The organism is Delftia sp. BGA-UO-ETr-SB1, from assembly GCF_059567865.1.
The window spans coordinates 605,814-632,812 of the sequence record NZ_JCAQOW010000004.1 but is presented as its reverse complement, the minus strand read 5'-3'; the positions used below and the strand labels follow the sequence as shown (position 1 = coordinate 632,812).

The 26,999-nt window shown below is 66.4% G+C and carries 21 protein-coding genes and 1 tRNA gene; 19 read left to right on the top strand and 3 right to left on the bottom strand.

Annotated features, from left to right (window positions below; all coding sequences use genetic code 11):
* The first annotated feature begins 195 nt into the window (after positions 1 to 195).
* The 6 genes from AC57B5_RS03340 (at position 196) to AC57B5_RS03315 (ending at position 10,296) form a co-directional block, all read left to right on the top strand.
* A complete protein-coding gene (locus AC57B5_RS03340; protein WP_496398727.1) occupies positions 196 to 2,796 on the top strand; it encodes a sensor domain-containing protein in 2,601 nt (866 codons plus the stop codon).
* A gap of 255 nt (positions 2,797 to 3,051) precedes the next feature.
* Positions 3,052 to 4,911, top strand: coding sequence for a methyl-accepting chemotaxis protein (locus AC57B5_RS03335; protein ID WP_496398726.1), 1,860 nt, complete (start codon positions 3,052 to 3,054; stop codon positions 4,909 to 4,911).
* A gap of 315 nt (positions 4,912 to 5,226) precedes the next feature.
* Positions 5,227 to 6,331 (top strand): peptide chain release factor 2 gene (gene prfB, locus AC57B5_RS03330; protein ID WP_013802816.1). Its coding sequence is split into 2 segments (ribosomal slippage): positions 5,227 to 5,307 and positions 5,309 to 6,331, totalling 1,104 coding nucleotides; the frame shifts between segments, so codons are not numbered across the junction.
* A 78-nt stretch (positions 6,332 to 6,409) separates the two neighbouring features.
* Positions 6,410 to 9,136, top strand: coding sequence for an aminopeptidase N (gene pepN, locus AC57B5_RS03325; RefSeq protein ID WP_496398725.1), 2,727 nt, complete (start codon positions 6,410 to 6,412; stop codon positions 9,134 to 9,136).
* A 50-nt stretch (positions 9,137 to 9,186) separates the two neighbouring features.
* A complete protein-coding gene (locus AC57B5_RS03320; protein WP_013802818.1) occupies positions 9,187 to 10,194 on the top strand; it encodes a class 1 fructose-bisphosphatase in 1,008 nt (335 codons plus the stop codon).
* Positions 10,195 to 10,220: 26 nt separating this feature from the next.
* Positions 10,221 to 10,296: transfer RNA gene (locus tag AC57B5_RS03315), tRNA-Thr, on the top strand.
* 46 nt (positions 10,297 to 10,342) lie between these two features.
* Here the strand turns inward: AC57B5_RS03315 and AC57B5_RS03310 are convergent.
* Positions 10,343 to 11,584 (bottom strand): MFS transporter, encoded by a 1,242-nt coding sequence (locus tag AC57B5_RS03310; protein WP_099752468.1) that lies wholly within the window; start codon positions 11,582 to 11,584, stop codon positions 10,343 to 10,345.
* A gap of 718 nt (positions 11,585 to 12,302) precedes the next feature.
* Between AC57B5_RS03310 and cysC the strand changes: the two genes are divergently transcribed.
* From cysC to AC57B5_RS03290, 4 genes are all read left to right on the top strand, one after another.
* On the top strand, positions 12,303 to 12,989 hold the full coding sequence (gene cysC / locus AC57B5_RS03305; RefSeq protein ID WP_496398724.1) for an adenylyl-sulfate kinase: 687 nt from the start codon (positions 12,303 to 12,305) through the stop codon (positions 12,987 to 12,989).
* Positions 12,986 to 13,621, top strand: a complete 636-nt coding sequence (locus tag AC57B5_RS03300) for an aspartyl/asparaginyl beta-hydroxylase domain-containing protein (RefSeq protein WP_496398723.1) — start codon at positions 12,986 to 12,988, stop codon at positions 13,619 to 13,621. Before cysC ends, AC57B5_RS03300 begins: the two co-directional genes overlap by 4 nt.
* A complete protein-coding gene (locus AC57B5_RS03295; RefSeq protein ID WP_496398722.1) occupies positions 13,614 to 14,774 on the top strand; it encodes a sulfotransferase family protein in 1,161 nt (386 codons plus the stop codon). Before AC57B5_RS03300 ends, AC57B5_RS03295 begins: the two co-directional genes overlap by 8 nt.
* A 244-nt stretch (positions 14,775 to 15,018) precedes the next feature.
* A complete protein-coding gene (locus tag AC57B5_RS03290) occupies positions 15,019 to 15,174 on the top strand; it encodes a hypothetical protein (protein ID WP_496398721.1) in 156 nt (51 codons plus the stop codon).
* Between the two features lie 45 nt (positions 15,175 to 15,219).
* On the opposite strand, the gene AC57B5_RS03285 is transcribed toward AC57B5_RS03290, so the two are convergent.
* A complete protein-coding gene (locus AC57B5_RS03285; RefSeq protein WP_013802832.1) occupies positions 15,220 to 15,789 on the bottom strand; it encodes a helix-turn-helix domain-containing protein in 570 nt (189 codons plus the stop codon).
* A 14-nt stretch (positions 15,790 to 15,803) separates the two neighbouring features.
* Between AC57B5_RS03285 and AC57B5_RS03280 the strand changes: the two genes are divergently transcribed.
* Positions 15,804 to 16,706 (top strand): DMT family transporter, encoded by a 903-nt coding sequence (locus AC57B5_RS03280; RefSeq protein WP_013802833.1) that lies wholly within the window; start codon positions 15,804 to 15,806, stop codon positions 16,704 to 16,706.
* A gap of 655 nt (positions 16,707 to 17,361) precedes the next feature.
* Here AC57B5_RS03280 and AC57B5_RS03275 read toward each other — a convergent pair.
* The gene (locus tag AC57B5_RS03275) at positions 17,362 to 17,754 is read right to left on the bottom strand and encodes a hypothetical protein (protein ID WP_496398720.1); all 393 of its coding nucleotides are present in this window, start codon (positions 17,752 to 17,754) and stop codon (positions 17,362 to 17,364) included.
* Here AC57B5_RS03275 and AC57B5_RS03270 point away from each other — a divergent pair.
* From AC57B5_RS03270 to AC57B5_RS03235, 8 genes are all read left to right on the top strand, one after another.
* Positions 17,746 to 19,140, top strand: coding sequence for a hypothetical protein (locus tag AC57B5_RS03270; protein ID WP_496398719.1), 1,395 nt, complete (start codon positions 17,746 to 17,748; stop codon positions 19,138 to 19,140). The genes AC57B5_RS03275 and AC57B5_RS03270 overlap by 9 nt on opposite strands.
* 183 nt (positions 19,141 to 19,323) lie before the next feature.
* Entirely contained in the window at positions 19,324 to 20,055 is a 732-nt protein-coding gene (locus AC57B5_RS03265; RefSeq protein WP_012205023.1) for a type 1 glutamine amidotransferase, read from the top strand.
* A gap of 110 nt (positions 20,056 to 20,165) precedes the next feature.
* Positions 20,166 to 20,975, top strand: coding sequence for a DeoR family transcriptional regulator (locus AC57B5_RS03260; protein WP_496398718.1), 810 nt, complete (start codon positions 20,166 to 20,168; stop codon positions 20,973 to 20,975).
* 35 nt (positions 20,976 to 21,010) lie between these two features.
* A complete protein-coding gene (locus AC57B5_RS03255) occupies positions 21,011 to 21,937 on the top strand; it encodes a substrate-binding domain-containing protein (RefSeq protein WP_496398717.1) in 927 nt (308 codons plus the stop codon).
* A 59-nt stretch (positions 21,938 to 21,996) separates the two neighbouring features.
* Complete coding sequence (locus tag AC57B5_RS03250; protein WP_496398716.1) at positions 21,997 to 23,514, top strand: sugar ABC transporter ATP-binding protein; 1,518 nt, start codon at positions 21,997 to 21,999, stop codon at positions 23,512 to 23,514.
* Complete coding sequence (locus AC57B5_RS03245) at positions 23,511 to 24,557, top strand: ABC transporter permease (RefSeq protein ID WP_496398715.1); 1,047 nt, start codon at positions 23,511 to 23,513, stop codon at positions 24,555 to 24,557. Before AC57B5_RS03250 ends, AC57B5_RS03245 begins: the two co-directional genes overlap by 4 nt.
* A 60-nt stretch (positions 24,558 to 24,617) precedes the next feature.
* A complete protein-coding gene (locus AC57B5_RS03240; protein ID WP_207444200.1) occupies positions 24,618 to 25,586 on the top strand; it encodes a tagatose kinase in 969 nt (322 codons plus the stop codon).
* A 4-nt stretch (positions 25,587 to 25,590) separates the two neighbouring features.
* The gene (locus AC57B5_RS03235; RefSeq protein ID WP_496398714.1) at positions 25,591 to 26,979 is read left to right on the top strand and encodes a D-tagatose-bisphosphate aldolase, class II, non-catalytic subunit; all 1,389 of its coding nucleotides are present in this window, start codon (positions 25,591 to 25,593) and stop codon (positions 26,977 to 26,979) included.
* Positions 26,980 to 26,999: the final 20 nt, after the last annotated feature.

Here is a 26,999-nt window from a genome sequence, read left to right as displayed (position 1 = left end):
CATCAAACAAGAATCATTCTCAAATCATTGTAACCAGCGGCAGCACTTGCCTAAGAGTGTCATCAGGCGGACCATCCATGGGCGAACAGAGGGAGCAAGTGCGATCAGGTGTGGCTGGACATCCAGCTGCTGCGCCGGATCGGTATCATTTAGAAACAATCATCATCAGCTCAGCATCCATCAGGAGAGCGAACCATGTTCGAAACGCGGGTAGCAGGCACGGCAGGGCAGCAGGCGCTGTGGAGCACGCTGGACAAGGCCATGGCGCTGGCGGAGTTCACGCCCGAAGGCCGGCTGATGCGCGCCAACGCCAATTACGAAGCCATTCTTGGCTACCCGACCTCGGGCGCCGAGGGCCTGCTGCACAGTGACCTGTGCACCCAGGCACATGCCGATCCCGACGCCTACGGCCGGTGGCGCCAGCGCTGGGGCGCGGGCGAGACGATTTCGCGCGTGGGCGAACACCGGCGCCGTGATGGCAGCACCTGCTGGCTGGAGGCCACCTATGCCCCCGTGCTGGATACCCAGGGCGCGCTCAGCCATGTGCTGTGCATTGCCACCGACATCACGGCCCGGGTGCAGGCCGACCGCAGACGGCAGGAGCATTTGCGGCGCCTGTCCCTGGTGGCCGATGCCACCGACGCGGCCGTGGTGATCGCCGACGGCAACTGGACCATCTCCTATGTCAACGCAGGCTTCACCCGCATGTTCGGCTGGAGCAGCGAAGAGGTCGTGGGCCGTGCACCCATCGCCCTGCTGGTGCCCCATGCCTCGCCCGAATTCACGGCCGCCTACCGCGCCGAACTGGACGCAGGCAAGCCGGTGTACCGCGAGGAAATCCTCGTCGGCAAGGACGGCGAGCGGTATTGGGTCAGCGCCCAGGCCAATCCCGTCATGGGCCCCGACGGCCGCCTCCACACCACGGTGACCGTGATCACCGACATCACCGAGGCCAAGATGCACGAGGTGCTGCAGCGGCGCGCCCTGGAGGCCATGGCCCGCGACCAGCCGCTGACCGAGGTGCTGGACCTGGTCTGCCGCGAGGTCGAGCGCATTGCGCCCGACATTGCGGTGTCGGTGCTGGAAGTCGATGACCAGAACCGCCTGCATCCGCTGGCCGCGCCCAGCCTGCCGGCCTCCTATTCGGCGGCGCTGGACGGCGTGCCCATCGGCCCCAATGTCGGCTCCTGCGGCGCGGCGGCCTTCCACAACCGGCCCGTGCTGGTGGGCGACATCGCCACCGATCCGTTGTGGGCCGACTTCAAGCACCTCATCCTGCCGCTGGGGTATACGGCCTGCTGGTCCACGCCCATCTGCGGGCTGCAGGGCGGCGTGGCCGGCACCTTTGCCTTCTACTACCGCCATTTCGACCGGCCCGGCCCCGATCCCTTCCACCAGCGGCTGGTGGAGGCCTGCACCGACCTGTGCGCGCTGGCGCTGGAGCGCGAGCAGGCACGCCGCCGCATCCGGCAGCTGGCCTTCTACGACGGGCTGACCACACTGCCCAACCGCAGCCTGCTGCTGGCCCAGGCCGAGCAGGCGCTGTCCGTGGCTTCGCACGAGGGCCACGAGCTGGCCGTGGTCTTCATCGACCTGGACCGTTTCAAGCAGGTCAACGATTCGCTGGGCCACCCGGCCGGCGACAGGCTGCTGTGCAGCGTGGCCCAGCGCATCCAGGCGGAGCTGCGCACGGGCGACATTGCCGGGCGCCTGTCGGGCGATGAATTCGTCATCGTGCTGCCACACTGCGGCGGTGCGCAGGCGGCCGAGGTGATCGAGCGGCTGCAGTCGGCACTTGGCGAGCCCTGCATGATCGACGACGTGTCCCTGGCCAGCACGGCCAGTTGCGGCATTGCCGTGTTTCCCGCCGACGGGCGCGACATGGAGACCCTGCTGCACCGCGCCGACATGGCCATGTACCAGGCCAAATCGGGCGGGCGCGGGCTCTACAGCTTCTTCAGCCCCGAGATGAACCGCCTGGCGCAGGAGCGGCTGGTGCTGGAGACGGCGCTGCGCGACGCCCTGCGCAGCGGCGGCCTGCGACTGCACTACCAGCCCCAGCTCGACCTGAAGGACGGGCGCCTCTACGGCGTGGAGGCCCTGGCGCGCTGGAGCCATGCGGAATTCGGCGAGATCTCGCCCGCACGCTTCATTCCGCTGGCCGAGGAATGCGGCCTGATCGGCGAGCTGGGCACCTGGGCACTGCGCGAGGCCTGCCGCCAGCTGGGCGAGTGGCGCAGCCGGGGCATTGACGTGCCGGCCATGTCGGTCAACCTCTCGCCCACGAGCTTTCACAACCTGGACCTGCCGCGCATGATTGCCGACACGCTGGAGCACAGCGCGCTCAAGCCGCAGGACCTCACGCTGGAGATCACCGAAAGCCTGCTGCTGGACACCAACCCGGGCACCATGCGCACGCTGCAGGCCGTGCATTCCCAGGGCGTGCGCCTGTCCATGGACGACTTCGGCACGGGCTACTCCAGCCTCAGCTACCTGCGCCGCCTGCCCGTCAGCGAGCTCAAGCTGGACCGCAGCTTCGTGGCCGACCTGGAAAACGACGAAGCCGCCCAGGCCCTGAGCAACGCCATCCTGGGCATAGGCCGCAGCCTGCACCTGACCGTGGTGGCCGAGGGAGTGGAGACGGCTGCGCAGAACACCATCCTGCGCGAACAGGGCTATCCGGTCGCGCAGGGCTATCTGTTCTCGCGCCCGCTGCCGGCAGCGGATCTGGAGCAGTGGCTGCAGGCATCGAGCCTGCAAGCCGGCGTGGCGACGGACGTGGGACCGGACGTGTGAACGGCATGTGAGCGGGCATGTGAACGGACCAGGCCATGCGCGCGGAGACCTTGGCCGGAAAAAGTAACAATCCGCAATAAATATTCGGACTGGACCTATTTTTCCCTAAGCCTCGCCGGCAAGTGACCGATAACTGCGGCATGGCGGGGCCGAGTGTCGGTCCCGCTGATCGCCATCGATCGCCACCGCATCCCCTCGATTCGCAGCCACCGCCGCTCACCCGCTTTCGCTTCTCGCCGTACGGCACTCCCCACCATGATGTTTTTCCGCAATCTGAAGCTGGCCCACAAGCTGCTGGCCTCTTTCATCGCCCTGCTGCTGCTGACCGCCGGCCTGGGCCTGTTCTCCGTGGTCCAGCTGGACCGTGTCAACCGCACGGCCACCGACCTGGCGCACCACTGGATGCCCGCCGAGCGCGTGATCATGGAGATGCGCTACCAGCTGCAGCGCTACCGCTCGCAGACCATGCAGCATGTGCTGGCCACCTCGATGGATGAAATGGCCATCTACGACAAGAGCATGCCGGCGCTGTGGTCCGAGCTGCTCAAGAACCAGCAGGCCTTCGAGCGCTATGCCAACACCGCGCGTGAGCGCGAGCTGATGGCCGGCATCAAGGACGACCTGGGCCAGTACGCGCAGCACACGGCAAAGATCGTGGACCTGTCCCACGCCCTGCGCACCGACGAGGCGTCCGAGGTGCTGCGCGGCGATTCGGTCAAGACCAGCCGTGCCATCAACGCCAAGCTGGACGAACTGCTCAAGATCAACGCCCAGGGCATCGAGGATGCCAACCAGGCAGGCGACGACATCTTCACCGCCGCGCGCTGGTGGGTGATCGCCCTGCTGGCGGGGTCCGTCCTCTTCGGCCTGGGCATGGCGCTGCTGATCGCCCGCAGCGTGGCACGCCCCCTGCAGCAAGCCGTGAGCCTGGCGCAGGCCGTGGCCGCCGGCGACCTGGGCAGCCGCATCGAGGTGCATGGCAAGGACGAGACCGGCCAGCTGCTGCAGGCCCTGCAGCACATGAACGAGAGCCTGCAGCGCATCGTCGGCCAGGTGCGCCAGGGCACGGACTCCATCGCCACGGCCAGCGGCCAGATCGCCTCGGGCAACCAGGACCTGTCGGCCCGCACCGAGGAACAGGCCAGCTCGCTGGAGCAGACCGCCGCCTCCATGGAGGAGCTGACCTCCACCGTCAAGCAAAACGGCGCCAACGCCCAGCAGGCCAACCAGCTGGCCGCCGCCGCCTCCCAGGTCGCCGTGCGCGGCGGCTCGGCCGTGGCCCAGGTGGTGCAGACCATGTCCGCCATCAACGATGCCTCGCGCAAGATCGTGGACATCATCGGCGTCATCGACTCCATCGCCTTCCAGACCAACATCCTCGCGCTGAATGCGGCCGTGGAAGCGGCCCGCGCCGGTGACCAGGGCCGGGGCTTTGCCGTCGTCGCCTCGGAAGTGCGCACCCTGGCCCAGCGATCGGCCGCCGCCGCCAAGGAGATCAAGCAGCTCATCGACGACTCGGTGGGCAAGGTCGAGGAAGGCAGCGCCCAGGTCGACTCGGCCGGCAAGACCATGGAGGAGATCGTGGCCAGCGTGCGCCGCGTGACCGACATCATGGGCGAGATCTCGGCCGCCAGCCATGAGCAGACGGCCGGTATCGAGCAGGTCAACCAGGCCGTTACGCAGATGGACCAGATGACCCAGCAGAACGCCGCACTGGTGGAGGAATCGGCGGCGGCCACCGGCGCCCTGCAGGCCCAGGCCAAGGCGCTGGCCGAAGTGGTCAGCGTGTTCAAGCTCTCGCCGTCCACCGGCATGCTGGGCAACAGCCGTGGCGTCAACCACGCCGCTGCCGTGGCAGCGCCCCGCCACGCGCCGACGGCGCCCCGTCCGCATCTGGCGCCTTCCGCTCCCAAACGCGCGGTGCCCGCACGTGCCTCGGCCGCCCTGCCTTCTGCAACCGGTGCGACCGGTTCGGCCGGTGCAACCCCTGCTCCGGCAGGCGCCGCGCGCCCGGCCCAGCCAGCACAGCCGGCCCGGCCCGCCGTGACGGCATCGGCCAAAGCCAAGGCCAAGGCGGCCAGCACGGCTTCCGACGACGATTGGGAAACCTTCTGAACCAGGTTTTCGCCCGCCCCGCCGGGGGCGGACACGCCTGCCAAGGCCCGACCAGCTCCAGCTGGCCGGGCCTTTTTTCCGGGAGGTCTGCAGCCAGATCACGCCAGGGTCCACGCTGCAACCTGCGCATTGCCATGGCCAAGCCCTTCAAATCTGCCATGATCGGCCGCTGCAAGCCCTTGTTTTGAAAGCCATCGTCACACGGCAGCGCGCCTCCAGGCCCGCGCGGCGGGCGCTTGCCCCGGCACGATGCCCCAGCATGAGAAAATCGGCGATTCGGCCAAGAACACATTCATCAGAAGAACGGAACACATCATGGAAGCAGAACGCATCAACCTCATCGGCAACACCCTCGAAGATCTGTCGCAGCGTGCGGCAGATCTACGGAGGTATCTTTGACTACGATGCAAAGTACGAACGACTGCGCACGGTAAACGCCTCGCTGGAAGATCCCAGCGTCTGGAACGACCCCAAGAAGGCCCAGGAGCTGGGCAAGGAAAAGAAGCTGCTCGACGGCGTCGTGCTGACGCTGCAAAAGCTGACCACCGAGCTGGCCGACAACGCCGAGCTGTTCGAGATGAGCAAGGAAGAAGGCGATGAGACCGGCCTGCTCACCATCGAGGGCGAGACCGCCAAGCTGCAGCCGCTGATCGAGGAACTGGAGTTCCGCCGCATGTTCGGCAAGGAAGCCGATCCGCTGAACTGCTTCGTGGACATCCAGGCCGGCGCCGGCGGCACCGAAGCCTGCGACTGGGCCGGCATGCTGCTGCGCCAGTACCTGAAGTACGCCGAGCGCAAAGGCTTCAAGGCCACGGTCGAGGAAGAGACGCCGGGCGACATCGCCGGCATCAAGAGCGCGACCATCCACATCGAAGGCGAGTACGCCTACGGCCTGCTGCGCACCGAAACCGGCGTGCACCGCCTGGTGCGCAAGTCGCCGTTCGACAGTTCGGGCGGCCGCCACACCAGCTTTGCCTCGCTGTTCGTCTACCCCGAGATCGACGACTCGATCCAGATCGAGATCAACCCCTCGGACGTGCGCACCGACACCTACCGCGCATCGGGTGCGGGCGGCCAGCACATCAACAAGACCGACTCGGCCGTGCGCCTGACGCACATGCCCACCGGCATCGTCGTGCAATGCCAGGACGGCCGCAGCCAGCACAGCAACCGCGACGTGGCATGGCAGCGCCTGCGCTCCAAGCTCTATGAGCACGAGATGCAAAAGCGCATGGTGGAGCAGCAAAAGCTGGAGGACACCAAGACCGATGTGGGCTGGGGCCACCAGATCCGCTCGTACGTGCTGGACAACAGCCGCATCAAGGATTTGCGCACCAACGTCGAAATCTCGGCCACCCAGAAGGTGCTGGACGGCGACCTCGACGCTTTCATCGAAGCCTCGCTCAAGCAAGGCCTCTGAGTTTCAAGCCCCTGGGCGGCACCGGCCGCACAGGGGCTTGAACTCTGTCCCCTGATATTGGCATAGGAAGGAATCTGTATGCTGCAACTGCGTGACGGGCAGGCCCCTGCCACCGCCATCCACCGCGCCGACTACCAGGCTCCTGCCTGGTGGATCGACACCGTGGACCTGACCTTCGATCTCGATCCGGCCAAGACCCGCGTGCTCAACAAGATGCGCGTGCGCCGCAACACCGAGGTGCCGGCGCAGCCGCTGCGCCTGGACGGCGATGAACTGAACCTTGCGCGCGTGCTGGTCAACGGCGGCGGCACCTCGTTCAAGATGGACGGCGATCAGCTCGTGCTGGAGAACCTGCCCGAGGGCGGCGACCCCGTCGATCTGGAAATCTTCACCACCTGCGCGCCCGCCAAGAACACCAAGCTCATGGGCCTGTATGTGAGCCAGGGCACGTTCTTCACCCAGTGCGAGGCCGAGGGTTTCCGCCGCATCACCTATTTCCTGGACCGTCCCGATGTGATGGCCATGTACACCGTGACGCTGCGCGCCGACAAGACCGCGTACCCGGTGCTGCTGTCCAACGGCAACCTGGTCGAGCAAGGCGCGCTGGAAGACGGCCGCCACTTCGCCAAGTGGGCCGATCCGCATAGAAAGCCCAGCTACCTGTTCGCCCTCGTGGCCGGCAATCTGGTTGCGCGCGAGCAAAAGATCAAGAGCCGCGCAGGCCGCGACCACCTGCTGCAGGTCTTCGTGCGCCCCGGCGACCTGGAGAAGACCGAGCACGCCATGAACTCCCTCATGGCCAGCGTGGCCTGGGACGAGGCCCGCTTCGGCCTGTCCCTGGACCTGGACCGCTTCATGATCGTCGCCACCAGCGACTTCAACATGGGCGCCATGGAGAACAAGGGCCTGAACGTCTTCAATACCAAGTACGTCCTGGCCAGCCAGTCCACGGCCACCGACACCGACTACGCCAACATCGAGTCCGTCGTCGGCCACGAGTACTTCCACAACTGGACCGGCAACCGCGTCACCTGCCGCGACTGGTTCCAGCTGTCGCTCAAGGAAGGCCTGACCGTCTTCCGCGACCAGGAATTCAGCATGGACATGGCGGGCAGCCCCTCGGCACGCGCCGTCAAGCGCATCGAGGACGTGCGCGTGCTGCGCACCGCCCAGTTCCCCGAAGATGCGGGCCCCATGGCCCACCCGGTGCGGCCCGACAGCTACATCGAGATCAACAACTTCTACACCGTCACCATCTACGAAAAGGGTGCCGAGGTCGTGCGCATGCAGCACAACCTGGTGGGCCGCGAAGGCTTTGCCAAGGGAATGAAGCTGTATTTCGAGCGCCATGACGGCCACGCCGTCACCTGCGACGACTTCGCCCAGGCCATGGCCGACGCCAACCCCGGCAGCGAGCTGGCCCAGCGCCTGGACCAGTTCAAGCGCTGGTACAGCCAGGCCGGCACGCCCCAGCTGCGCGCCGAAGGCAGCTACGACGCCGCCGCACGCACCTACACGCTGACCCTGAGCCAAAGCTGCGCGCCCACGCCCGGCCAGGCAGAGAAGCTGCCCTTCGTCATCCCCGTGCAGATGGGCCTGCTGGGCCAGGACGGCCGCGCGCTGACCCTGCGCCTGCAGGGCGAGGACCAGGCGGCAGCGGGCGACAGCCGCCTGCTGGTGCTGTCCGAGCCCAGCCACATCTTCGTCTTCACCGACGTGGACCAGGAGCCCGTGCCCTCGCTGCTGCGCGGCTTCAGCGCCCCCGTGGTGCTGCAGCACAGCGACAGCGATGCCGCCTTGCTGACCCTGCTGGCCCATGACAGCGACGCCTTCAACCGCTGGGAAGCCGGCCAGCGCCTGGGCCTGCGCATCGCGCTGCAGGCCATTGGCGACACCTCCATCACGGCAGACGCCAGCGGCCAGATCACGGCCGCCCTGCTGCCGGCCTCCTTCATCGAGGCCATGCGCGGCGTGCTGCGCCATCCCCAGCTGGATGCGGCCTTCAAGGAGCTGATGCTGGCCCTGCCCGGCGAAAGCTACATCGCCGAGCAACTGGCCGTGGTCGATCCGCAGCGCGTGCACGCCGTGCGTGAAGCCATGCGCCAGCAACTGGCGACCGAGCTGCAGGCCGACTGGCAGCAGGCATGGCAAGAGCACAGCGACACCGGCGCCTACCGCCCCGACCCCGTCAGCTCCGGCCGCCGTGCGCTGGCAGGCCTGGCCCTGTCCATGCTGTGCCTGGCCGCACGCGCCTCCGGCGACAGCGTCTGGCCCGGCAAAGCGCTGCAGCGCTTCAAGGACGCAGGCAACATGACCGACCGCATGAGCGCCCTGACGGCACTGGTGCAAAGCGGCCATCCGCTGGCCGCCCAGGCCCTGGCGCGTTTCCACAAGCTGTTCCAGCACGATGCATTGGTGCTGGACAAGTGGTTCGCGCTGCAAGGCGGCGCCTGCGACCGTGGCGGCAACGTGCTGCCGGCCGTCAAGCAGCTGATGAAGCACCCCGACTTCCAGATCAAGAACCCCAACCGCGCGCGCAGCCTGATCTTCAGCTACTGCAGCGCCAATCCCGGCGCCTTCCACCGCGCCGACGCGGCGGGCTATGTGTTCTGGAGCGAGCGCGTCATCGAGCTGGACGCCATCAACCCCCAGGTCGCTGCCCGCCTGGCGCGCGCCCTGGACCGCTGGAGCAAGCTGGCCGAGCCCTACCGCACGGCCGCACGCGAGGCCGTCGCCCGCGTGGCGGCCCGCGCTGAACTGAGCAACGACGTGCGTGAAGTCGTTACCCGCGCCCTCGCGGATTGACCCAAGGCGCGGCCCAGGCCGCGCCTCCCGGATTTTTAGGAGTTGAACCCATGAAGAAAAACGTCAGCCTGACCCGCTACCTGGTCGAGCAGCAACGCGTGGACGGCCTCATCCCCGGCCAGCTGCGCCTGCTGCTGGAAGTCGTGGCCCGTGCCTGCAAGCGCATCAGCCAATCCGTCAACAAGGGCGCCATCGGCGACGTGCTGGGCACGGCCGGCAGCGAGAACGTGCAGGGCGAAGTCCAGAAGAAGCTGGACATCATCGCCAACGAGGTGCTGATCGAGGCCAACGAATGGGGCGGCCACCTGGCAGCCATGGCCTCCGAGGAAATGGAAGGCATCTACCTGGTGCCCAACCGCTACCCGCACGGCGAATACCTGCTGATGTTCGACCCGCTGGACGGCTCGTCCAACATCGACGTCAACGTCTCCATCGGCACCATCTTCAGCGTGCTCAAGAAGCCCGAAGGCCACCCCGGCGTGACCGAGCAGGACTTCATGCAGCCCGGCACCCAGCAGGTCGCGGCCGGCTACTGCATCTACGGCCCCCAGACCACCCTGGTGCTGACCGTGGGCGACGGCGTCTCCATGTTCACGCTGGACCGCGAGCAAGGCTCCTTCGTGCTGGTGCAGGAAAACATCCGCATCCCCGAAGACACCAAGGAATTCGCCATCAACATGTCCAACATGCGCCACTGGGATACGCCCGTCAAGCGCTACGTGGACGAATGCCTGGCCGGCGTGGAAGGCCCGCGCGGCAAGGACTTCAACATGCGCTGGATCGCCTCCATGGTGGCCGACGTGCACCGCATCATGACCCGCGGCGGCATCTTCATGTACCCCTGGGACCGCCGCGAGCCCAACAAGCCCGGCAAGCTGCGCCTGATGTACGAAGCCAACCCCATGTCCTGGCTCATAGAGCAGGCCGGCGGCGCCGCCACCAACGGCAAGCAGCGCATCCTCGACATCCAGCCCACCCAGCTGCACGAACGTGTGAGCGTCATCCTCGGCTCCAAGAACGAAGTCGAAAAAGTGACGCAGTACCATTCCGAGGCATGAATTTGCCGTTATAATTTTTGTCTGTCGCCGGTGTAGCTCAGTTGGTAGAGCAGCTCATTCGTAATGAGAAGGTCGAGGGTTCGATTCCTTTCTCCGGCACCAAACAAGAAGCCCCTGGTTCGCAAGAGCCAGGGGCTTTTTCGTTGGGTCATGCTTGTGGCTTCGCGCCTCCTGCGCGCGCCGCCATCCGCACCGCGAGGGCCGACAGTACAGCGCTGCCGCCCACCAGCAAAATGGACGACGTGTAGCTGCCCGACAGATCGAACAGCAGCCCCGCCAGGCTGCCCCCTGCCACGGCAGCAATACCGACCGACACGTAGAGCGCACCCAGGATGGCGCCCAGGCTCCGCGTGCCAAACCAGGTGGCAGCCACGGCCGGGTACAGCGCGATGCAGCCGCCATTGACCGCACCGAATGCCAGTGCGAATCCCGCCAGGGCCGTGAAGCCATGCGCCATGGACCACAGCCCGCACAGCAGGGCCAGACTCGCGGTCAGCACCATCAGAAAGCGCAGCGGCCCCATCCTGTCGCCCAGCCGCCCCAGCACCAGACGCCCGAGCACATTGCCGACGCCGATCAGCCCGATCAGCAAATTGGCCTGCGCGGCAGGCAGCCCCTGCTGACGCGCCAGCGGATTGATGTGGATCAGCGCCAGGAACAGGCCGATGGAGCCGAAGAAGATGGCGGCGAAATACCACCAAAAGCGCGCCTGCCGGGCCGCTTGCCCCAGGCCGACGCCCACCACACCTTGGCCCGTCTGCCCCGCAGCCTTGGCGCTGCCGGGTTGGATGCCATCGGGATGCAGGCCCAGCTCCTCGGGCCTGCTGCGCAGGGCGGCTGCGGCAGCCAGGCCGGCCAGTGCGATGGCTGCGGCATAGACCTGCATGGTCAGTTGCCAGGACAGATGCTCCATGAGTGCGCCGGCCACCACGGGCCCGAGCAGCGTTCCAAGTCCGGTGCCGGCAAGCGCGATACCCGAAGCCGAACTACGCCGCAGCACGAACCAGCGCTGAATGGTGGAGACAGCAGGCACGTAGACCAGACCAACTCCCAGCCCGACCAGCGCACAGAAGGCACCCAGGAAAGCCGCCAGCGATGATGTCAGCAGGCTGCTGGCCACAAAGCCCAGCGACAGCAGCACAATGCCGGCCGAGGTGACGGTGCGCACCGAGGTCCTGTCGCTCCAGGCGCCCGAGAACACGCCGACGGCGTAGTAGATCAGTGCCGTCAATGAAAAGATGGAAGCCGTGGAGAAGCTGCTGGCGCCGAACTGTGCCTGGATGCTGGCAAAAAACGCCCCGAACGAATAGGCGGCACCAAAAATCAGCGCCAGCAGCACATGGACAGCGCCCACGATGTACCAACCCCGGAACAGCCTGCCTCGGTCCATATGCACCTCCTTGATAGGGCTGACTGTAGTTGTCTATACATGTTCAGACATTAAGTATCAACCCGGAGATCACAGGCCAGCGAGATCACCGGCAGTTGCCCGTCAGAGGTCAGGCAAGCTCAACGAGCCGCCTAACCACCAACGGCTGATCGGTGCTTCGCCTGGAGGCGGCGCCTTCTCTCTGCGCCGGCACCGCGCAGCCTCTCACTTTCAAAGTCAGCCCCGAGCAGCCCCCCCCCTCCTTCAGGCATGCGGGACAGCGCCGGGCGCCGGACATCTGGAATCTGCAGCCAGTACCTGGTTTCAGTGATATGTCGCGCATATGCATTGAACAGATTGTCCAACCATTCGCCATCAGACGCAGATTTATCTGTCTTATATTCTCAATTCGCACCATGCTATTGATAACAAGAAATCAATCACTCACCAAAACCGCAGCAACATGTTCAATCGAAATAATCAATGACTATTGCAAATGAATTATCAAGAATCATGAAAAATATAAGCATTTACTGATGATCACCAAAAGCACATCTCTTGTCCGCCATCCTCCTCTGAAGAAGAAAATAAATGACCAATGAAAGCGCTTGAATCCGGCCACACAACGAAAAACCGCTTCAGCAATTTCTTCTTGAAAATTTCTTACAATCCATCGATATTCCTGCATACCTGATGCACTCAGCATCCACTCCAGGCCTTTCCTTCCCGTATTGAATCCATGCTGTTTTCCGGCCAAAATCCGCCGCCCGACATACATGACCAACTGTCTTCCGTTTCAAGGCAAGACCGGGAGATACTCCATGGTCATAAAGCCGTTGCGATATGGCTGACCGGACTTTCGGGGTCCGGCAAATCGACCATCGCCAATGCGCTGCAGGCGCATCTGCACGCAGCCGGCCGGCGTACCTATGTGCTGGACGGGGACAACATCCGCAGCCGGCTGAACCGCGATCTGGGCTTTTCCGAAGAAGACCGGGCGGAGAACATACGCAGGGTCTCGGAGGTCGCCCGGCTTTTCGTGGATGCGGGCACGATCGTGATCGCGGCCTTCATTTCCCCTTTCCGTAGCGAGCGCGACACTGCCAGGGCCTTGTTCGACAAGGGTGACTTCCTGGAGGTGTTCGTGGATGTTCCCCTGTCCGTTGCCGAGCGGCGGGATCCCAAGGGCCTGTACATAAAAGCGCGCCGCGGCGAACTGCGTCAGTTCACCGGAATCGACTCGCCCTATGAACCCCCTGTGGCAGCGGATCTGACCCTGCGCACGGACCAGCTCAGCGTGGCCGCATGTGTTTCGCGCCTGCAGGCGTTGCTGCTGCAGGGGCAGCCGACTGCGCCGGGCACGCCCGCCCAGGGCATGGCGCCGCTGATGACCGGCCCCCTGCCACTGGTCAAGGCGCTGCAATGAATGCCAAGCCCGCCCTGTCCTGCGCGCATGAAGACGCCTGTGCCGGCACGCCCCTGTTTGCGCGGCTTGATGCCAGGGTTGCGCTGCAGGCGCTGCGCGAGGAGGTGGATGCGCTGCTGTCATCGCCATGGTGCGACCACGTGAACCACGGCGGCTACGAAGGCGTATGGCGTGTGATGCCGCTGCGCTGCCAGCGCCAGCATGTGGCGGCCCACCCCATTCTCCAGAGCTTCTCCATCGAGGAACCCGAGGAGGATTGGGAGGACCTGCCCCTGCTGCAACACTGCCCCGCCATACGCCAGGTGCTGGAGCAACTGCAGTGCCCGCTGCGCTCTGTGCGCCTGATGCAGCTGAAGGCCGGCTCATCCATCAAGCCGCATCGCGACAGTGGGCTGGGCCTGGCGCATGGCCAGGCTCGGCTGCATGTGCCCGTGCACACACATCCGGATGTGCAGTTCATCGTGGAAGGCCGCACGATCCCCATGGCCGCAGGGGAGCTCTGGTATTTCAATGCCGATGCCACGCATGAAGTGGTGAACCGGGGCACCCGGGACCGCACCCACTTGGTCATCGACTGCCTTGCCAACACCTGGCTGGCAGACAGCATCGGCAAGGGACACGCCCATGCATGAGCTGCAGGCGGCCTTTGCCGAACTGATCGCAAGCCCCCGGCAGCACACCCTGTTCCAGCAGGCCAGGAGCATGGAGTCGCTACTGGTGCAGTTGCGCCTGCTGTGGTGTCTTCCCGCCTGGAACGATGGTCGCCTCATGCAGGCGCTGCAGCAGTTGAACCAGGCGGCTGCCGTGCCGACTGCCGCACTGCTGGCCGGTGGCTGGCTGCCACACAGGTATGAGGCACGCACGCGCAGCATCCTTTGGTGCCTGCCGGATGGCGCTGCCACCGAGCCGTTTCATGACGAGTACATCAGCCGCTGCCTGCAGCGCAGGCTGCTGAACCAGTTCATCCGGCCGCGCACGCCGCTGGCCGGCCTGTGCGCGGAATCCCCTCCCAGGCCCGGGGGCCACCCGCCTGCCGGCTTCATCTTCCACCTCTCGCGCTGCGGCTCCACCCTGGTCTCGGGCTGCCTTTCCGAACTGGACGGCACGCTGGTCCTGTCGGAGCCACCTGTGTTCACCGAGTTGCTGCTGGACAGCTCGCTGGACCGGGCGCAAAAGCGCGATGGCATTGCCGGCCTGGTGTCGGCCATCACCGCGGCCGTGCCGGGGCGCCGTAACCTGGTGGTCAAGTGGAATGCCTGGGACATTTTCCAGTGGGAGCTGCTGCACGATCTCTACCCCGAGGTGCCCGGCCTGATGCTGGTCCGCGATCCTGTGGAGATCCTGGCCTCACACCACAGGCAAGCCGGCCGGCACATGTCGGGCGACCCGTCGCTGGCTGGCGCCGGTCCGGTTTTCTGTTCCGGCAGTGGCAGCCAATCCTTTGTCTCCGTGCTCGACCACCGCATGCGCGTGCTGCAGGCAATGATGGAGCGGATGCGGGATCTGCACGAAAGCCAGGGCGTTCCTGTGCTGCACTATCGCCAGCTGGATGCCGAAGCCATGGGGCAGATAGCCCGGCGCTTCGACCTGCATGCAGGCGAGGCGGCGCGCCAGCGCATCGCCGCACGCCTTCGCCAGCATGCCAAGGCGCTGGACCAGCGCTTCAAGCCTGACGAGCGGGACAAGGCGGCCGTCTTTGGCGAAAGCGAACGCCAGCACATCGAGGCGCGCCTGGGTCCGCTGCACGCACAGCTGCTGCGGCGCGCACAACCCGTGGACGAATAGGCCGCGCCAAAGATCAGCGCCAGCAGCACATGGACAGCGCCCACGATGTGCCAGCCCCAGAAAAAACGGCGAGTCGATCTGCGGCTTTGCCCGTTCCTTTGATTTGCGCAGCACAGATCCTTTGGTAGTCCGCGCTGTGTATGAACAGCTTCAGGAAGAACTGCTCAGCTACCAAAAGAGCTTCCCTGTCCGCGCACCCGACTAGCTTGAGGAAGAACTCGGTTTGGACGGTGATGATCTGGACATGAGCGTTGCGCCAGCCATTGCACGCCGCTCGGGCAGGTCACTGGAAGGCGCGCAATCCAATCCCCATTACGGCCGCGTCATGACAGCGTCCGACCTTGTGTATTTCTTCAACTGCCAGTCTGAAGCGGCACCGCAGGCCACCGCATTTCACTGACGACAGTGCCTTGCCCAGAGAACGGCACAGACCGCTGTAGCGCCCTCAGGAAATCACATTGCGAATGAACCGCGTCACGCCTTCGTGCAGGTTCACGTAGGCGTAGTCCTGGGCGCTGCCGTAGATGGCGTAGTCGCCCGCCTCGATGGTCATGGGGCCTTCGCTCAGGTCCACCAGCAGGCGGCCTTCGACCACGACGATCATTTCATGCCAGCCTTCCGGGTCGGGTTGGGCCTGGTAGCGTTCGCCGGGCCCAAGGGACCAGGACCACAGCTGGGCCTCGCGCGTTGCAGGCACACTGCCCAGCAGCATGGCCTGGCTTTCGGGCCGGGTGCCGCGCCAGGCCATGGCGTCCATGCGCAGGCGCTGCGCGGCCGGGTCGCTGACGATTTCTATGAAGCTGGCGCCCAGCGCGTCGGCCAGCCTGTCCAGGCTGGACAGGCTGATGTTGGTGTCGCCGCCTTCCAGCTGCACGACCATGCGCCGGCTCAGGCCTGCGGCCTCGGCCAGGGCCGCCTGGCTCAGTCCTGCACGCTGGCGCAGGCGGCGCAGGTTTTCGCTGACGAAAGCCAGGACATCGGAGCGCTCGCCAGCGCTGTGCAATATATTTCTCATATGATCTGCGCAATATGTTGCACACGTCATCTTCTCACAGTTCGCGCACGCCGCTGCTCAGCCGGCAGGAGCTGGCCCTCATTGCCGTCACCATGGTCTGGGGCGGCACCTTTCTCGTGGTCCACCTGGCCATGCAGCACAGCGGGCCGCTGTTCTTTGTGGGTCTGCGCTTTGTCACGGCGGGTTTGATCGGGCTGCTGGTGTTTCGCAAGGCCATGGCCGGGCTCACGCGCACCGAGCTGGTGGCAGGCATCGCCATCGGCGCCAGCATCTTCCTGGGCTATGGCCTGCAGACCTTCGGGCTGCAGACCATCAGCAGCAGCAAGTCGGCGTTTCTGACGGCGCTGTATGTGCCGCTGGTGCCTCTTGTGCAATGGCTGGTGATGGGCAAGCCGCCGCGATTGATGAGCTGGATAGGCATCGGCCTGGCCTTCACGGGCCTGATGCTGGTGGCGGGACCGGAGTCCGGCGGCATGGAGTTGAACGTGGGCGAGATGGCAACCATGCTGAGCACGCTGGCCATTGCGGCCGAGGTGCTGCTGATCGGGCATTTCGCGGGCAAGGTCGATGCGCGGCGCGTGACCACGGTGCAGTTGCTGGCGGCCGGCGTCATGGCGCTGCTGGCCATGCCGGTGGCGGGCGAATCCGTGCCCGATTTCTCATGGGTCTGGCTGTCCGCCGCGGTGGCCATGGCCTGCGCCAGCATCCTGATCCAGCTGACCATGAACTGGGCCCAGAAGTCCCTGTCGCCCACGCGTGCGACCGTGATCTATGCCAGCGAGCCGGTCTGGGCCGGCATCGTGGGACGCATGGCCGGCGACCGGCTGCCGGGGCTGGCAATTCTGGGGGCCGCGCTGATCGTGGGCGGGGTGCTGGTCAGCGAGCTGCGCCTGGGCAGGCAAACACCCAAGCCGTAACGCACCCCGGCTGCGGCCCCCTGCGTGCTGGGCCGCACCTGTCCAACCCTGCGGCAAGGCCACAGGCGAATTGCTGCGTAGGACAAATTGCGGGGGCATGCCAAGCGCCTCGAAAACCCGGCCAGGACACTTCTCAGAAGCTCTTGAAAAACGGTATTTTTATAATCAATCAGAAACATCCGAGATCAAATAAGCTATTCCTAGGATAAATCCCATTTCCTCAATAATCCTAGGACGACTCTGAAAATCCGATTTTCATCAAAAAGATCATTACAAAACGCAATCAACCCTTTAGATTCCGCTTTTGAAAACAGGCAAGCCATTCATCGGCTTGATGGTCATTCAATTCAGGAACTCATGAAAGGGCGATGGCATGCAAAAGCGTGGCGCGGGAAATCGACGGAAATTGGCCGGCTTTACGGCGGCAATGGCAGTCAGCTGCACAATCGTTTTTGGGACGGGTGGCACCGCATGGGCCGCCTCGGCAGGGGAAGGTCGCGGCTATGCGCTGGAAGTGAAGGCCGGCGTTTCATTGGTAGGCCTCGGGCTGGATATCCCGCTGGTAGATACCGGACTGCAGAGTGCGCCGCCGGCGTTCAATGTCTCCGGGAAAATGCTTGCTGCAGACATCGGGGGCTCCAAAGATAGCTTGATTTCATTGAAGGCGGGTGTGCTCTCGGCAAGCACCGGGAGCTCGCTGGCGCAAAACCGCGTCGAAACAACCGCAGGCATCAGTGACATCAACCTGTCCCTCGCTGGCGTCGTGGCCATCAAGGCTGATGTGCTGCAGTCCCAAGTGCAGGCAACCTGCGTCAATGGTGCCGTCCAGCCCACCGGGGCCGCGACCATCGCGAACCTGAGCATCTCCGTGCTCGGTATCCCTGTCCCAATTCCACTGAATCCATCCCCCAATACCGGACTGAATACCGGAATTCTGGAAATCGTATTCAATGAGCAAAATCCCGTGGATGGGGGAATGGAAGTCAATGCCCTGCGCATTGGCGCGAAAATACCCACCCTCGCCGACATCAACCTCGTCTTGGGCCATTCGCAAGCCTCGCTTGCCGACTGCACCGCAGCGCAAGGGGATACCACGCCACCTGAGGTAGACATCACCACGTCCCCGGTGATCAATGCAGACAACCAGGACGCCTACATCGTCGCAGGCAGTTGCACCGCGGGCGATGGCAATGTGAAGGTGACCATCGGCACGGCCCCGAAGTTCGTGACCATGACGACGGCCTGCAATGCAGCCGGAGCCTGGACGGCACCGGCTGCCAATGTGGCCAGCCTGCCCCTGGGTCCGGTGGACATCACGGCCACCCAGACCGATGCGGCCGGCAACGCCGGCACGCGAAGTGTCATCACCACCAAGACCACGGCCGCAGCCACGGACACGACGGCACCCGTGGTCGCGGTGGACAACGCAGCCGCGATCAATGCCGGCAATGAGCACGGCTACACCGTCTCGGGCACCTGCACGGCCGGCGATGGCGATGTCAGGGTGCGCATCGGCACGGCGCCCAACTCCGTGGAAGCCATCGCAGCGTGCGGCAGCAACGGCCAATGGACCACTGCCGCCACCGACCTGGGCGAGCTGCCTGCGGGCACGGTGCCCATCCAGGCAAGCCAGACCGATGCGGCTGGCAATACAGGGACCGCCAATGTCTCCGTCACCAAGGCAGACACCACGCTGCCTGTGGTCACAGTGGGCACCCCACCCCAGATCAATGCTGGCAACCAGGGCGCCTACATCCTCTCTGGCACCTGCACAGTCGGCGCAGGCAGCGTTACGGTGACCATAGGCACGGCGCCCAACGCGGTGGTGGCCACTGCGCCCTGCGACAGCAATGGCGATTGGACCACCCCCGCCACCGACGTGAGCGCACTGCCTGCGGGCACGGTGGGCATCCATGTGGCTCAGACCAATGCCGCCGGCAATTCGGGCACGGCCGATGCCACGGTCACCAAGGTCGATACCACGCCGCCCACCACGCCCTCGGTCACGGTGGTGAATCCTCCCCCGATAGACGCGGGCAACCAGGGCGGCTACATCCTCTCTGGCACCTGCACGGCCGGCGGCGGCAGCGTGACGGTGAACATCGGCACGGCACCCAAGGCCGTGGTGGTGACCGTGCCCTGCGATGGCAATGGCCACTGGACCACTCCTGCCACAGACGTGAGCGGCCTGCCCAAGGGATCGGTGACCATCACGGTCACCCAGATCCAGGCGACGGGCGATGTCGACTCAAGCACTGCGACCACCACCAAGACCACGCCTGGCGCGGACGATGTTCCAGGCAGCGACTCCGTCGCAGCCATCCCCGTGGGCGGGGCCTGGGCCTCCCTGCTCCTGCTGGGCGCGGCGGCGCTGGGACTGCGCCGCCGTGGCAGGCAGGCGGGCCCGCAGCGCTCCGGGCGGCACCACGATTGACGTAGTTGCCACCATCAAAGGCGCCACGGCCGTGGCGCCTTTTTGCGTTGGGCCTGCGCAAGGCATGGGGCGGCCTTGATGCGGCCTTGATGGCGTTGTGCGCAAACACAATCCGCCCTTGAGGCAGCCGTCCCTAGAGTCAAGGCCTCACAACAAATGGCTTCCCGATGAAGCCGCGCCGCCATGAGACCTGTCGCCATCCTCCAGCACGAATCCGCCCAGGGCCCCGGCGTTCTGCGTGAACACCTGGAGCAGCAGTGCATTCCCTACCGACTGTTGCAGCCCGCCCTTGATGGCACAGCCCCTGTGCACGCCGCCGACTACAGCGGCATCGTGGTGCTGGGCAGCAACCACAGCGTGAACGAGGGCCTGCCGTGGATGGAGGATGAACAGGCCCTGCTGGCCGATGCGCTGCGCAGCGACATCCCCGTGCTCGGCCACTGCTTCGGCGCACAGATGCTGGCGCGTGCCATGGGCGCCAGGGTCTGGCGCAACCCCTGCCCCAACATTGGCTGGAGCCGCATCTGGGTGACGGCCGCCGCCCAGCAGGTCATGGACCTGCCGCGCGAGGCGACGATCTTCCATTGGCACTACGACACCTTCGAGATCCCGCGCGGCGCCGTGCGCACCATGTACGGCAGCCACTGCCTGAACAAGGGCTTTCGCCACGGCCGGCACTGGGCCTTCCAGGGCCACATGGAAGTGACCGCCGCCAGCGTGGCCGCCTGGTGCACCGAAGGCCATGACGAGCTGCTGCGCGCACGCGGCCCCGCGGCGCAGACCGAGAGCGAGATCCTGCGCCACCTGGACCTGCGCATTCCCGTGCTGAACGCCCTGGCCCACCGGACCTACCGGGCCTGGACGGCACAGTTGCAGCGCCCGGTGGTCGTGAACCTGGGCGTGGCCAGCCGATAGCCCTCCCCGAAGCGGACGCCCCGGTGAATACCCGGGGAGCGCTTGACGTGGCGTTTGCACGCAAGGAAACTTTCGATACGAAATAAAAAACTTTCGAATCGAAAGAACACATGCAGGACCAAGGCAACAGTTCACTCAAGCGCAGGCTGCAGATCGTGGAGCTGGCGCGCAAGACCGACGAGGTGCGGGTGGAGGCGCTGAGCGTGCTCTTCGGCGTCTCCACCGTCACCATCCGCAACGATCTGCACTACCTTGAGCAGCAAGGCTATGTGGTGCGCGCCTTCGGCAAGGCGCGCTACAACCCGGCCCTGCTCAAGACGGCCGCCGAGCTGCCCGGCGCCCCTGCCGCCGCGCAAGGCCCGGCGCAGGCCCAGGTGGCCCAGGGCGCGCGGGGCTGGATCGAGGACGACGCCTCGGTCTTCCTGGGCAGCGGCCGCATCACCCACCGCGTGCTGCCGTTGCTGGCCAGCCGCCAGGGCATTGCGCTGACGCTGCACGACCTGGCCATGGTGGCGACAGCGCGGCAGTTTCTCGATTGCGCCATTCACGTCACGGGCGGCGCGCTGGCCGGCGACGAGCCCGGCCTCATCGGCCCCGGGGCAGAAGCGGGCCTGCGGGCCCGGCCGCTGGACATCTGCCTGTTCGAGATCTGCGGCATCGACGACCGCAACCGCCTGCTGTGCCGCGACCCAGGCGCGGCTCGCCTGTATTCGGCGGCCGTGGAGCACAGCACCAAGGCCGTGGCGCTGGCCCTGGATTTGGACAGCACCACGGGCGGGCACCCGGTCTGCGATATCGCCCAGATCGACGGCCTGTGCGCCCACCAGGACATGGAGCCGGGCGCCTTCGATCTGCTGGCGCACCACCGGCTGCAGGCCACCCGCAAGGCCGAGGGCCGCATCGAATTCGCCAGAACCTGAGTTTTTTCCACAACGACAGAGGGAGGGAGACAGCCATGGACCGCAACACGTTTCTCCGGCGCATGCTGGCCGGCGCATTCACATTCGGCCTGCCGGCCAGCCCGGCGCTTGCACAGCCGGGCCCCGGCCCCAACCCTGCCCGCACCCTCGGCGTGTCCCTGCTCACGCAGCAGCACCCGTTCTACCTGGAGCTGGCCCAGGCCATGCAGCAGGAAGCCGCGCGGCAGGGGCTGAAGCTGGACCTGAGCATTGCCAACCAGGACCTGGGCAAGCAGATCTCCGATGTGGAGGACTTCGTCAGCAAGAAGGTCGATGCCATCATCCTGTCGCCCGTCGATTCCCGGGGCGTGAAGGCCGCCGTGCTCAAGGCTGCCGCCGCCCGCATTCCCGTGATCACCGTGGACATTGCCGCCAGCGGGGTCGAGGTCGCGTCGCACGTGGCCACCGACAACCGCGCGGGCGGCGTGCTGGCCGGCCAGCTCATGGGTCGGGCCACGGGCGGCAAGGGCCAGATCGGCGTGCTGCACTACCCGTCCATACAGTCCGTGGTCGATCGCGTGGAGGGTTTCAAGTCCGCCATCGCCACCTTCCCCGGCATGAAGATCGTCTCCGTGCAGCCGGGCATCACGCGGGCCGAGGCCCTGGCCGCTTCGCAGAACATGCTGCAGGCCCACCCCGACCTGGCAGGCATCTTCGGGTTTGGCGACGACGCGGCCCTGGCTGCACTGGCCAGCGTCAAGGGCGCAAGAAAGCTGGAGCAGGTCAAGATCGTCGGCTTTGACGGCATGGCCGAGGCGCGCGCGGCCGTGGACCGGGAGCCGGCCTTCGTGGGCGTGATCCGCCAGTACCCCGACCAGTTGGGACTGCAAGCCGTGGCCATTGCCGCGCAGCTGCTGTCGGGCAAGCCGGTGGAAAAATTCCACCCCGTGTTGCCCGGCGTGTACACGGCTGCCGCCAGGTAAATGGACCTGCGGAGCCCGCCATGCCAGGCCCCACTGCACACAGCCACCCAGGCCGTGCCATGCTCGACGCCGTTGCGCCGCCCCCCATGCTCGAGGCCCGGGCGCTGGCCAAATCCTTCGGCGCCGTGCAGGCGCTCAAAGGCGTTTCCTTCCGCCTGCGCGCAGGCACGGTGCACACGCTGCTGGGCGAGAACGGGGCCGGCAAATCCACCCTGCTCAAGATCCTGGCCGGCGTGCACCGGCCCGATGGCGGCCAGCTGCTGATCGAGGGCACCGGCACCGAGCTGGCCAGCGCCGCCGATGCGCAGCGCCACGGCATCGCCATCGTTCACCAGGAGCTGAGCCTGGCGCCCAACCTCAGCGTGGCGGACAACCTGTTTGCCGCGCGGCTCCCGCAGCGGGCCGGCTGCGTGGACCGCCGCGCACTGCGCCGCGACGCCGCCGCACTGCTGGCCCGCCTGGGCATGGACCTGGACCCCAACGCGCAGGTGGCCGAACTGTCGCTGGCCCAGCGCCAGCTGGTGGAGATCGCCAAGGCGCTGTGCCAGCCCGCGCGCATCGTCATCATGGATGAGCCCACGTCCTCGCTCAGCGACAGCGAGGCGCAGATTCTCTTCACCCTCATCGCCCGTCTCAAGGCCGAAGGGCGCGCCATCATCTACGTCTCGCACCGCATGGACGAGATCATGCGCATCTCCGACCAGATCACCGTCATGCGCGATGGCAGCTCCATCTGCACCCTGGCGCGGGACGAGACCGACATCGGGGCGCTGATCGCGCTCATGGTGGGGCGCCAGATGCAGGACATCTATCCGCCGCGCGGCCCCGCCCCTGACCGCAGCACGCGCGCCCTGCTCCAGGTGCGCGGACTGGGCCAGGCCGGGCGCTTCGAAGGCATTGACTTCGAGGTCCACGCGGGCGAGATCGTGGGCTTCTTCGGGCTGGTCGGCTCGGGCCGGTCCGATGTCATGGATGCGCTGTTCGGCATGCACCGCTGCACGGGCAGCATCCTCATGCACGGCCGGCCGCTGCGCCTGCGCTCGCCGGCCGACGCCATTGGCCAGGGCATGGCCTTCGTGACCGAGAACCGCAAGGAGCAAGGCCTGGTGCTGGACCAGTCCGTGCAGCACAACATCTGCATGGTGCAGGTGCACAGCGGGCGCGGCGGCGCACTGCTCACCGACGAGGCCGCCGAGCAATCGCTGGCCCGCGCCTGCGTGCAGCGGCTGAAGATACGCGTTGCCGGCCTGCACCAGCCCGTGCGCCAGCTGTCGGGCGGCAACCAGCAAAAGATCGTGTTCGCCAAATGGCTGGCCATGCGCCCCCGGCTGCTGGTGCTGGACGAGCCCACGCGCGGCATCGACGTGGGCGCGAAGTTCGAGATCTATGCCCTGATCCGCGAGCTGGCAGCGGCCGGCACGGCCGTCATCCTGGTGTCGTCGGAACTGCCCGAGGCACTGGCCATGAGCGACCGGCTGCTGGTCATGCGCAACAAGCGCCTCGTCCAGAGCCTGGACACCCTTCATCTGCGCCAGGAGACCGTGATGGCGCACGCCACCGGAGCAGGACTGCCATGACCCCTTCCGAACTGAGCATCACCGCGCCTGGCTCCTCCAAGGCCTCCAACGCCGCCGACGCCGCCGAAAGCATCCCGGACAGCCAGGAAACATGGCGAGACGGCTTGCGAGGTGGCTGGCGATCGCTGCGGCGCCACGCCGGCACCCTCATGGGCCTGGCCGCCCTGGTGCTGCTGTTCTCCCTGCTGTCGCCGGCCTTTCTGACGGGCGGCAACCTGCGCAACGTGCTGCTGCAGGTGTCCATCATCGCCATCGTGGCCTTCGGCATGACCTATGTGCTGCTGCTGGGCGAGATCGACCTCTCGGTGGGATCGGTGGTCGCCCTGGCCGGCAGCGCGGCCGGCCTGATGCTGGGCCAGGGCCTGGCGCCCGCCCTGGTGCTGCCCGCCGTGCTGCTGTGCGGCCTGCTGCTGGGCGCGCTCAACGGCTCGCTGTCGGCGCTGCTGCATCTGCCGTCCTTCATCGTGACGGTGGCGACCATGGGCATCTTCCGGGGTCTGGCCTATATCGTCTCGGGCGGCATGCCGGCGCCGGTGGACAACGAGGCCTTTCTGTGGATCGGCAACGGCGAATGGCTGGGCATGCCCGTGCCCATCTGGATCCTGGCCGCACTGCTGGCCGCCAACCACTTCGTGCTGGCCCGTACCGTCTTTGGCCGCAAGACCTATCTGGCAGGCGGCAATGCCGAGGCGGCCACCTATGCGGGCATACGGGTGGGGCGGCTGAAGATCGCCATCTTCATGCTGTCGGGGCTGATGGCGGCCGTGGGCGGCCTGCTGCTCACCTCGCGCCTGTACTCGGCCCAGCCCAACGCGGCCATGGGCTGGGAGCTGGACGCCATTGCCGCCGCCGTGCTGGGCGGCACGCGCCTGGCCGGAGGCCACGGCAGCGTTGCGGGAACCTTGATAGGGGCGCTGATGATCGGCGTCATCAACAACGGCATGAACCTGATGAGCGTGCCCTACTTCTATCAGCTCATCGTCAAGGGCAGCGTGATTCTGGTGGCCGTGTGCATCGATGTGCACAGCAGGCGCAGGCGCTGACGCATGGGCCGGCGGTGCAGCGAACGGCGCACGGGGTTTGATTCCAAAGGGAGGGAGAGCATGCAATCCATCATGACCATGGGCGAGATCCTCGTCGAAATCATGGCCGAGCGAAAAGGCCAGAGCTTTCGCGCGCCGGGGCCGCTGGCCGGGCCCTATGCCAGCGGGGCGCCCGCCATCTTCATCGACCAGGTGGCCCGGCTGGGGCATCCGGCCGCCATCATCGGCTGCGTGGGCGATGATGATTTTGGCTGGCTCAACATCGACCGCCTGCGCCGCGACGGCGTGGACACCAGCGCCATCGCCGTGTGCAAGGGCGCCGTCACGGGCAGCGCCTTCGTCACCTACCGCGACAGCGGCGAGCGCGACTTCATCTTCAACATCACCAACAGCGCCTCGGCACAGCTGCAGCCCGAGCAGGTCAACCAGGCCGTGCTCAAGGACTGCGCGCACTTCCATGTCATGGGCTCGTCGCTGTTCTCGTTTCGCATCATCGATGCAATGAAGAAGGCCATCGAGATCGTCAAGGCCCAGGGCGGCACCGTGTCCTTCGATCCGAACGTGCGCAAGGAGATGCTGCGCATCCCCGAAATGCGCGAAGCCCTGGCCTACATCCTGGAGTTCACCGACATCTTCCTGCCCAGCGGCCACGAGGTCACGCAGCTGGCCCGCTCGGCCGACGAGGCCGGCGCCATCGCCGAGATCTTCGCGCGAGGCGTGCGCGAAATCGTGGTCAAGCGCGGCGCCGACGGCTGCAGCTACTTCAGTGCCGACGAGCGCATCGACCTCGACGCCCTCCGCGTGAACGTGGCCGACCCCACGGGTGCGGGCGACTGCTTTGGCGCCACCTTCATCGCCTGCCGGCGCCTGGGCAAGACCGCGCTGCAATCGCTGCGCTACGCCAATGCGGCCGGCGCGCTCGCCGTCTCCAGCAAGGGGCCGATGGAGGGGACATCCGGCTTTGCGGGGCTCGACGCACTGCTGGCACAACAGCCGCAGCACCTGCGGCATGCGGTGATGGAGGGCTGAAACCATGCCCGCCCACCCCACCCACCCCACCCACCTCACCCACCCCACCCACCTCACCCACCCCACCCATCTCACCCACTTCACCCGCCTAGTGCAGTCACGCTCCACGCAAACGCCAGCAGCCGCAGGCGATGCGCGCGCAACAGGCAACGCACTCGGCATCTACTCCATCTGCTCGGCCCATCCCCTGGTCATCGAGGCCGCCATGCACCAGGCGCTGGACGACGGCACGCCCCTGCTGGTGGAAGCCACCGCCAACCAGGTCAACCAGTTCGGCGGCTACACCGGCATGCAGCCCGCCGACTTCCGCCGCTTCGTGCTGACCATCGCCCGCCGCGTCGGCCTGCCGCTGGAGCGCGTGCTGCTGGGCGGCGACCACCTGGGCCCCACGGCGTGGACGCACCTGCCTGCCGCCGAGGCCATGGACCTGGCGCAGGACCTGGTACACGCCTATGCAGCGGCCGGCTTCGTGAAGCTGCACCTGGACGCCAGCATGGCCTGCGCAGACGACCCCCAGGCGCTGGACGACGAAACCGTGGCCCGCCGCGCTGCCCTGCTCTGCCAGGCGGCCGAGCGCGGCAGCACCTGCCCGGCGCCCGGCCCCGTCTACGTGATCGGCACCGAAGTGCCCGTGCCCGGCGGCGCCGCGCATGCGCTGGAGCATGTGCAAGTCACTGCCCGCGCCGACGCCCAGCGCACGCTGCAGGTGCACCGCGACGTCTTCGCGCAACAGGGGCTGGACCCCGTCTGGCCGCGCATCATTGCCATGGTGGTCCAGCCCGGCGTGGAGTTCGATCACACGCGCGTGGTGGACTACGCGCCCGGCGAAGCGGCCGACCTCAAGCAGTTGCTGGCCCAGCACCCGCAACTGGTCTTCGAGGCCCACTCCACCGACTACCAGCGGCCCGAGGCCCTGCGCCAGCTGGTGCAGGACGGCTTTGCCATCCTCAAGGTCGGCCCCGGCGCCACCTTTGCGCTGCGCGAGGTGCTGTTCGCGCTGGCCGCCATCGAAGAGCAGCTCATCGACGCGCACCAGCGCTCCCACCTGCCCGCCGTGCTGGAGTCCGCCATGCTGGGCCGCCCCGCCAGCTGGGAACGCTACTACCGCGGCGAGCAGCCCGATCCCGGCGCCCAAAGGCTGCTGCGCATCTACAGCTACAGCGACCGCATCCGCTACTACTGGGCCGACCCCACGGTGAACGCCGCCGTGGCCCGGCTGCTGGACAACCTGTCCGCCTGCGCCCTGCCCGAGAACATGCTCAGCCAGTTCCTCCCAGCCCAATACCAGGCCGTGCGCGCCGGGCGGCTGGCCCCCTCGCCCCACGCGCTGGTGCTGGACCGCGTGCGCGAGGCGATCAGGCCGTATGCGGCGGCTTGTGGGGGTGTTGTGTGATGCGCCAGCCTCGGAGGGGA

Excerpts from the sequence above, each read along its gene's own strand:
- AC57B5_RS03340 (WP_496398727.1), top strand. The coding sequence starts at position 196 with ATGTTCGAAACGCGGGTAGCAGGCACGGCAGGGCAGCAGGCGCTGTGG.
- AC57B5_RS03335 (WP_496398726.1), top strand. The coding sequence starts at position 3,052 with ATGATGTTTTTCCGCAATCTGAAGCTGGCCCACAAGCTGCTGGCCTCT.
- pepN (WP_496398725.1), top strand. The coding sequence starts at position 6,410 with ATGCTGCAACTGCGTGACGGGCAGGCCCCTGCCACCGCCATCCACCGC.
- AC57B5_RS03320 (WP_013802818.1), top strand. The coding sequence starts at position 9,187 with ATGAAGAAAAACGTCAGCCTGACCCGCTACCTGGTCGAGCAGCAACGC.
- AC57B5_RS03310 (WP_099752468.1), bottom strand. The coding sequence starts at position 11,584 with ATGGACCGAGGCAGGCTGTTCCGGGGTTGGTACATCGTGGGCGCTGTC.
- cysC (WP_496398724.1), top strand. The coding sequence starts at position 12,303 with ATGCTGTTTTCCGGCCAAAATCCGCCGCCCGACATACATGACCAACTG.
- AC57B5_RS03300 (WP_496398723.1), top strand. The coding sequence starts at position 12,986 with ATGAATGCCAAGCCCGCCCTGTCCTGCGCGCATGAAGACGCCTGTGCC.
- AC57B5_RS03295 (WP_496398722.1), top strand. The coding sequence starts at position 13,614 with ATGCATGAGCTGCAGGCGGCCTTTGCCGAACTGATCGCAAGCCCCCGG.
- AC57B5_RS03290 (WP_496398721.1), top strand. The coding sequence starts at position 15,019 with ATGAGCGTTGCGCCAGCCATTGCACGCCGCTCGGGCAGGTCACTGGAA.
- AC57B5_RS03285 (WP_013802832.1), bottom strand. The coding sequence starts at position 15,789 with ATGAGAAATATATTGCACAGCGCTGGCGAGCGCTCCGATGTCCTGGCT.
- AC57B5_RS03280 (WP_013802833.1), top strand. The coding sequence starts at position 15,804 with ATGTTGCACACGTCATCTTCTCACAGTTCGCGCACGCCGCTGCTCAGC.
- AC57B5_RS03275 (WP_496398720.1), bottom strand. The coding sequence starts at position 17,754 with ATGGCCCAAGACGAGGTTGATGTCGGCGAGGGTGGGTATTTTCGCGCC.
- AC57B5_RS03265 (WP_012205023.1), top strand. The coding sequence starts at position 19,324 with ATGAGACCTGTCGCCATCCTCCAGCACGAATCCGCCCAGGGCCCCGGC.
- AC57B5_RS03260 (WP_496398718.1), top strand. The coding sequence starts at position 20,166 with ATGCAGGACCAAGGCAACAGTTCACTCAAGCGCAGGCTGCAGATCGTG.
- AC57B5_RS03255 (WP_496398717.1), top strand. The coding sequence starts at position 21,011 with ATGGACCGCAACACGTTTCTCCGGCGCATGCTGGCCGGCGCATTCACA.
- AC57B5_RS03250 (WP_496398716.1), top strand. The coding sequence starts at position 21,997 with ATGCTCGACGCCGTTGCGCCGCCCCCCATGCTCGAGGCCCGGGCGCTG.
- AC57B5_RS03245 (WP_496398715.1), top strand. The coding sequence starts at position 23,511 with ATGACCCCTTCCGAACTGAGCATCACCGCGCCTGGCTCCTCCAAGGCC.
- AC57B5_RS03240 (WP_207444200.1), top strand. The coding sequence starts at position 24,618 with ATGCAATCCATCATGACCATGGGCGAGATCCTCGTCGAAATCATGGCC.
- AC57B5_RS03235 (WP_496398714.1), top strand. The coding sequence starts at position 25,591 with ATGCCCGCCCACCCCACCCACCCCACCCACCTCACCCACCCCACCCAC.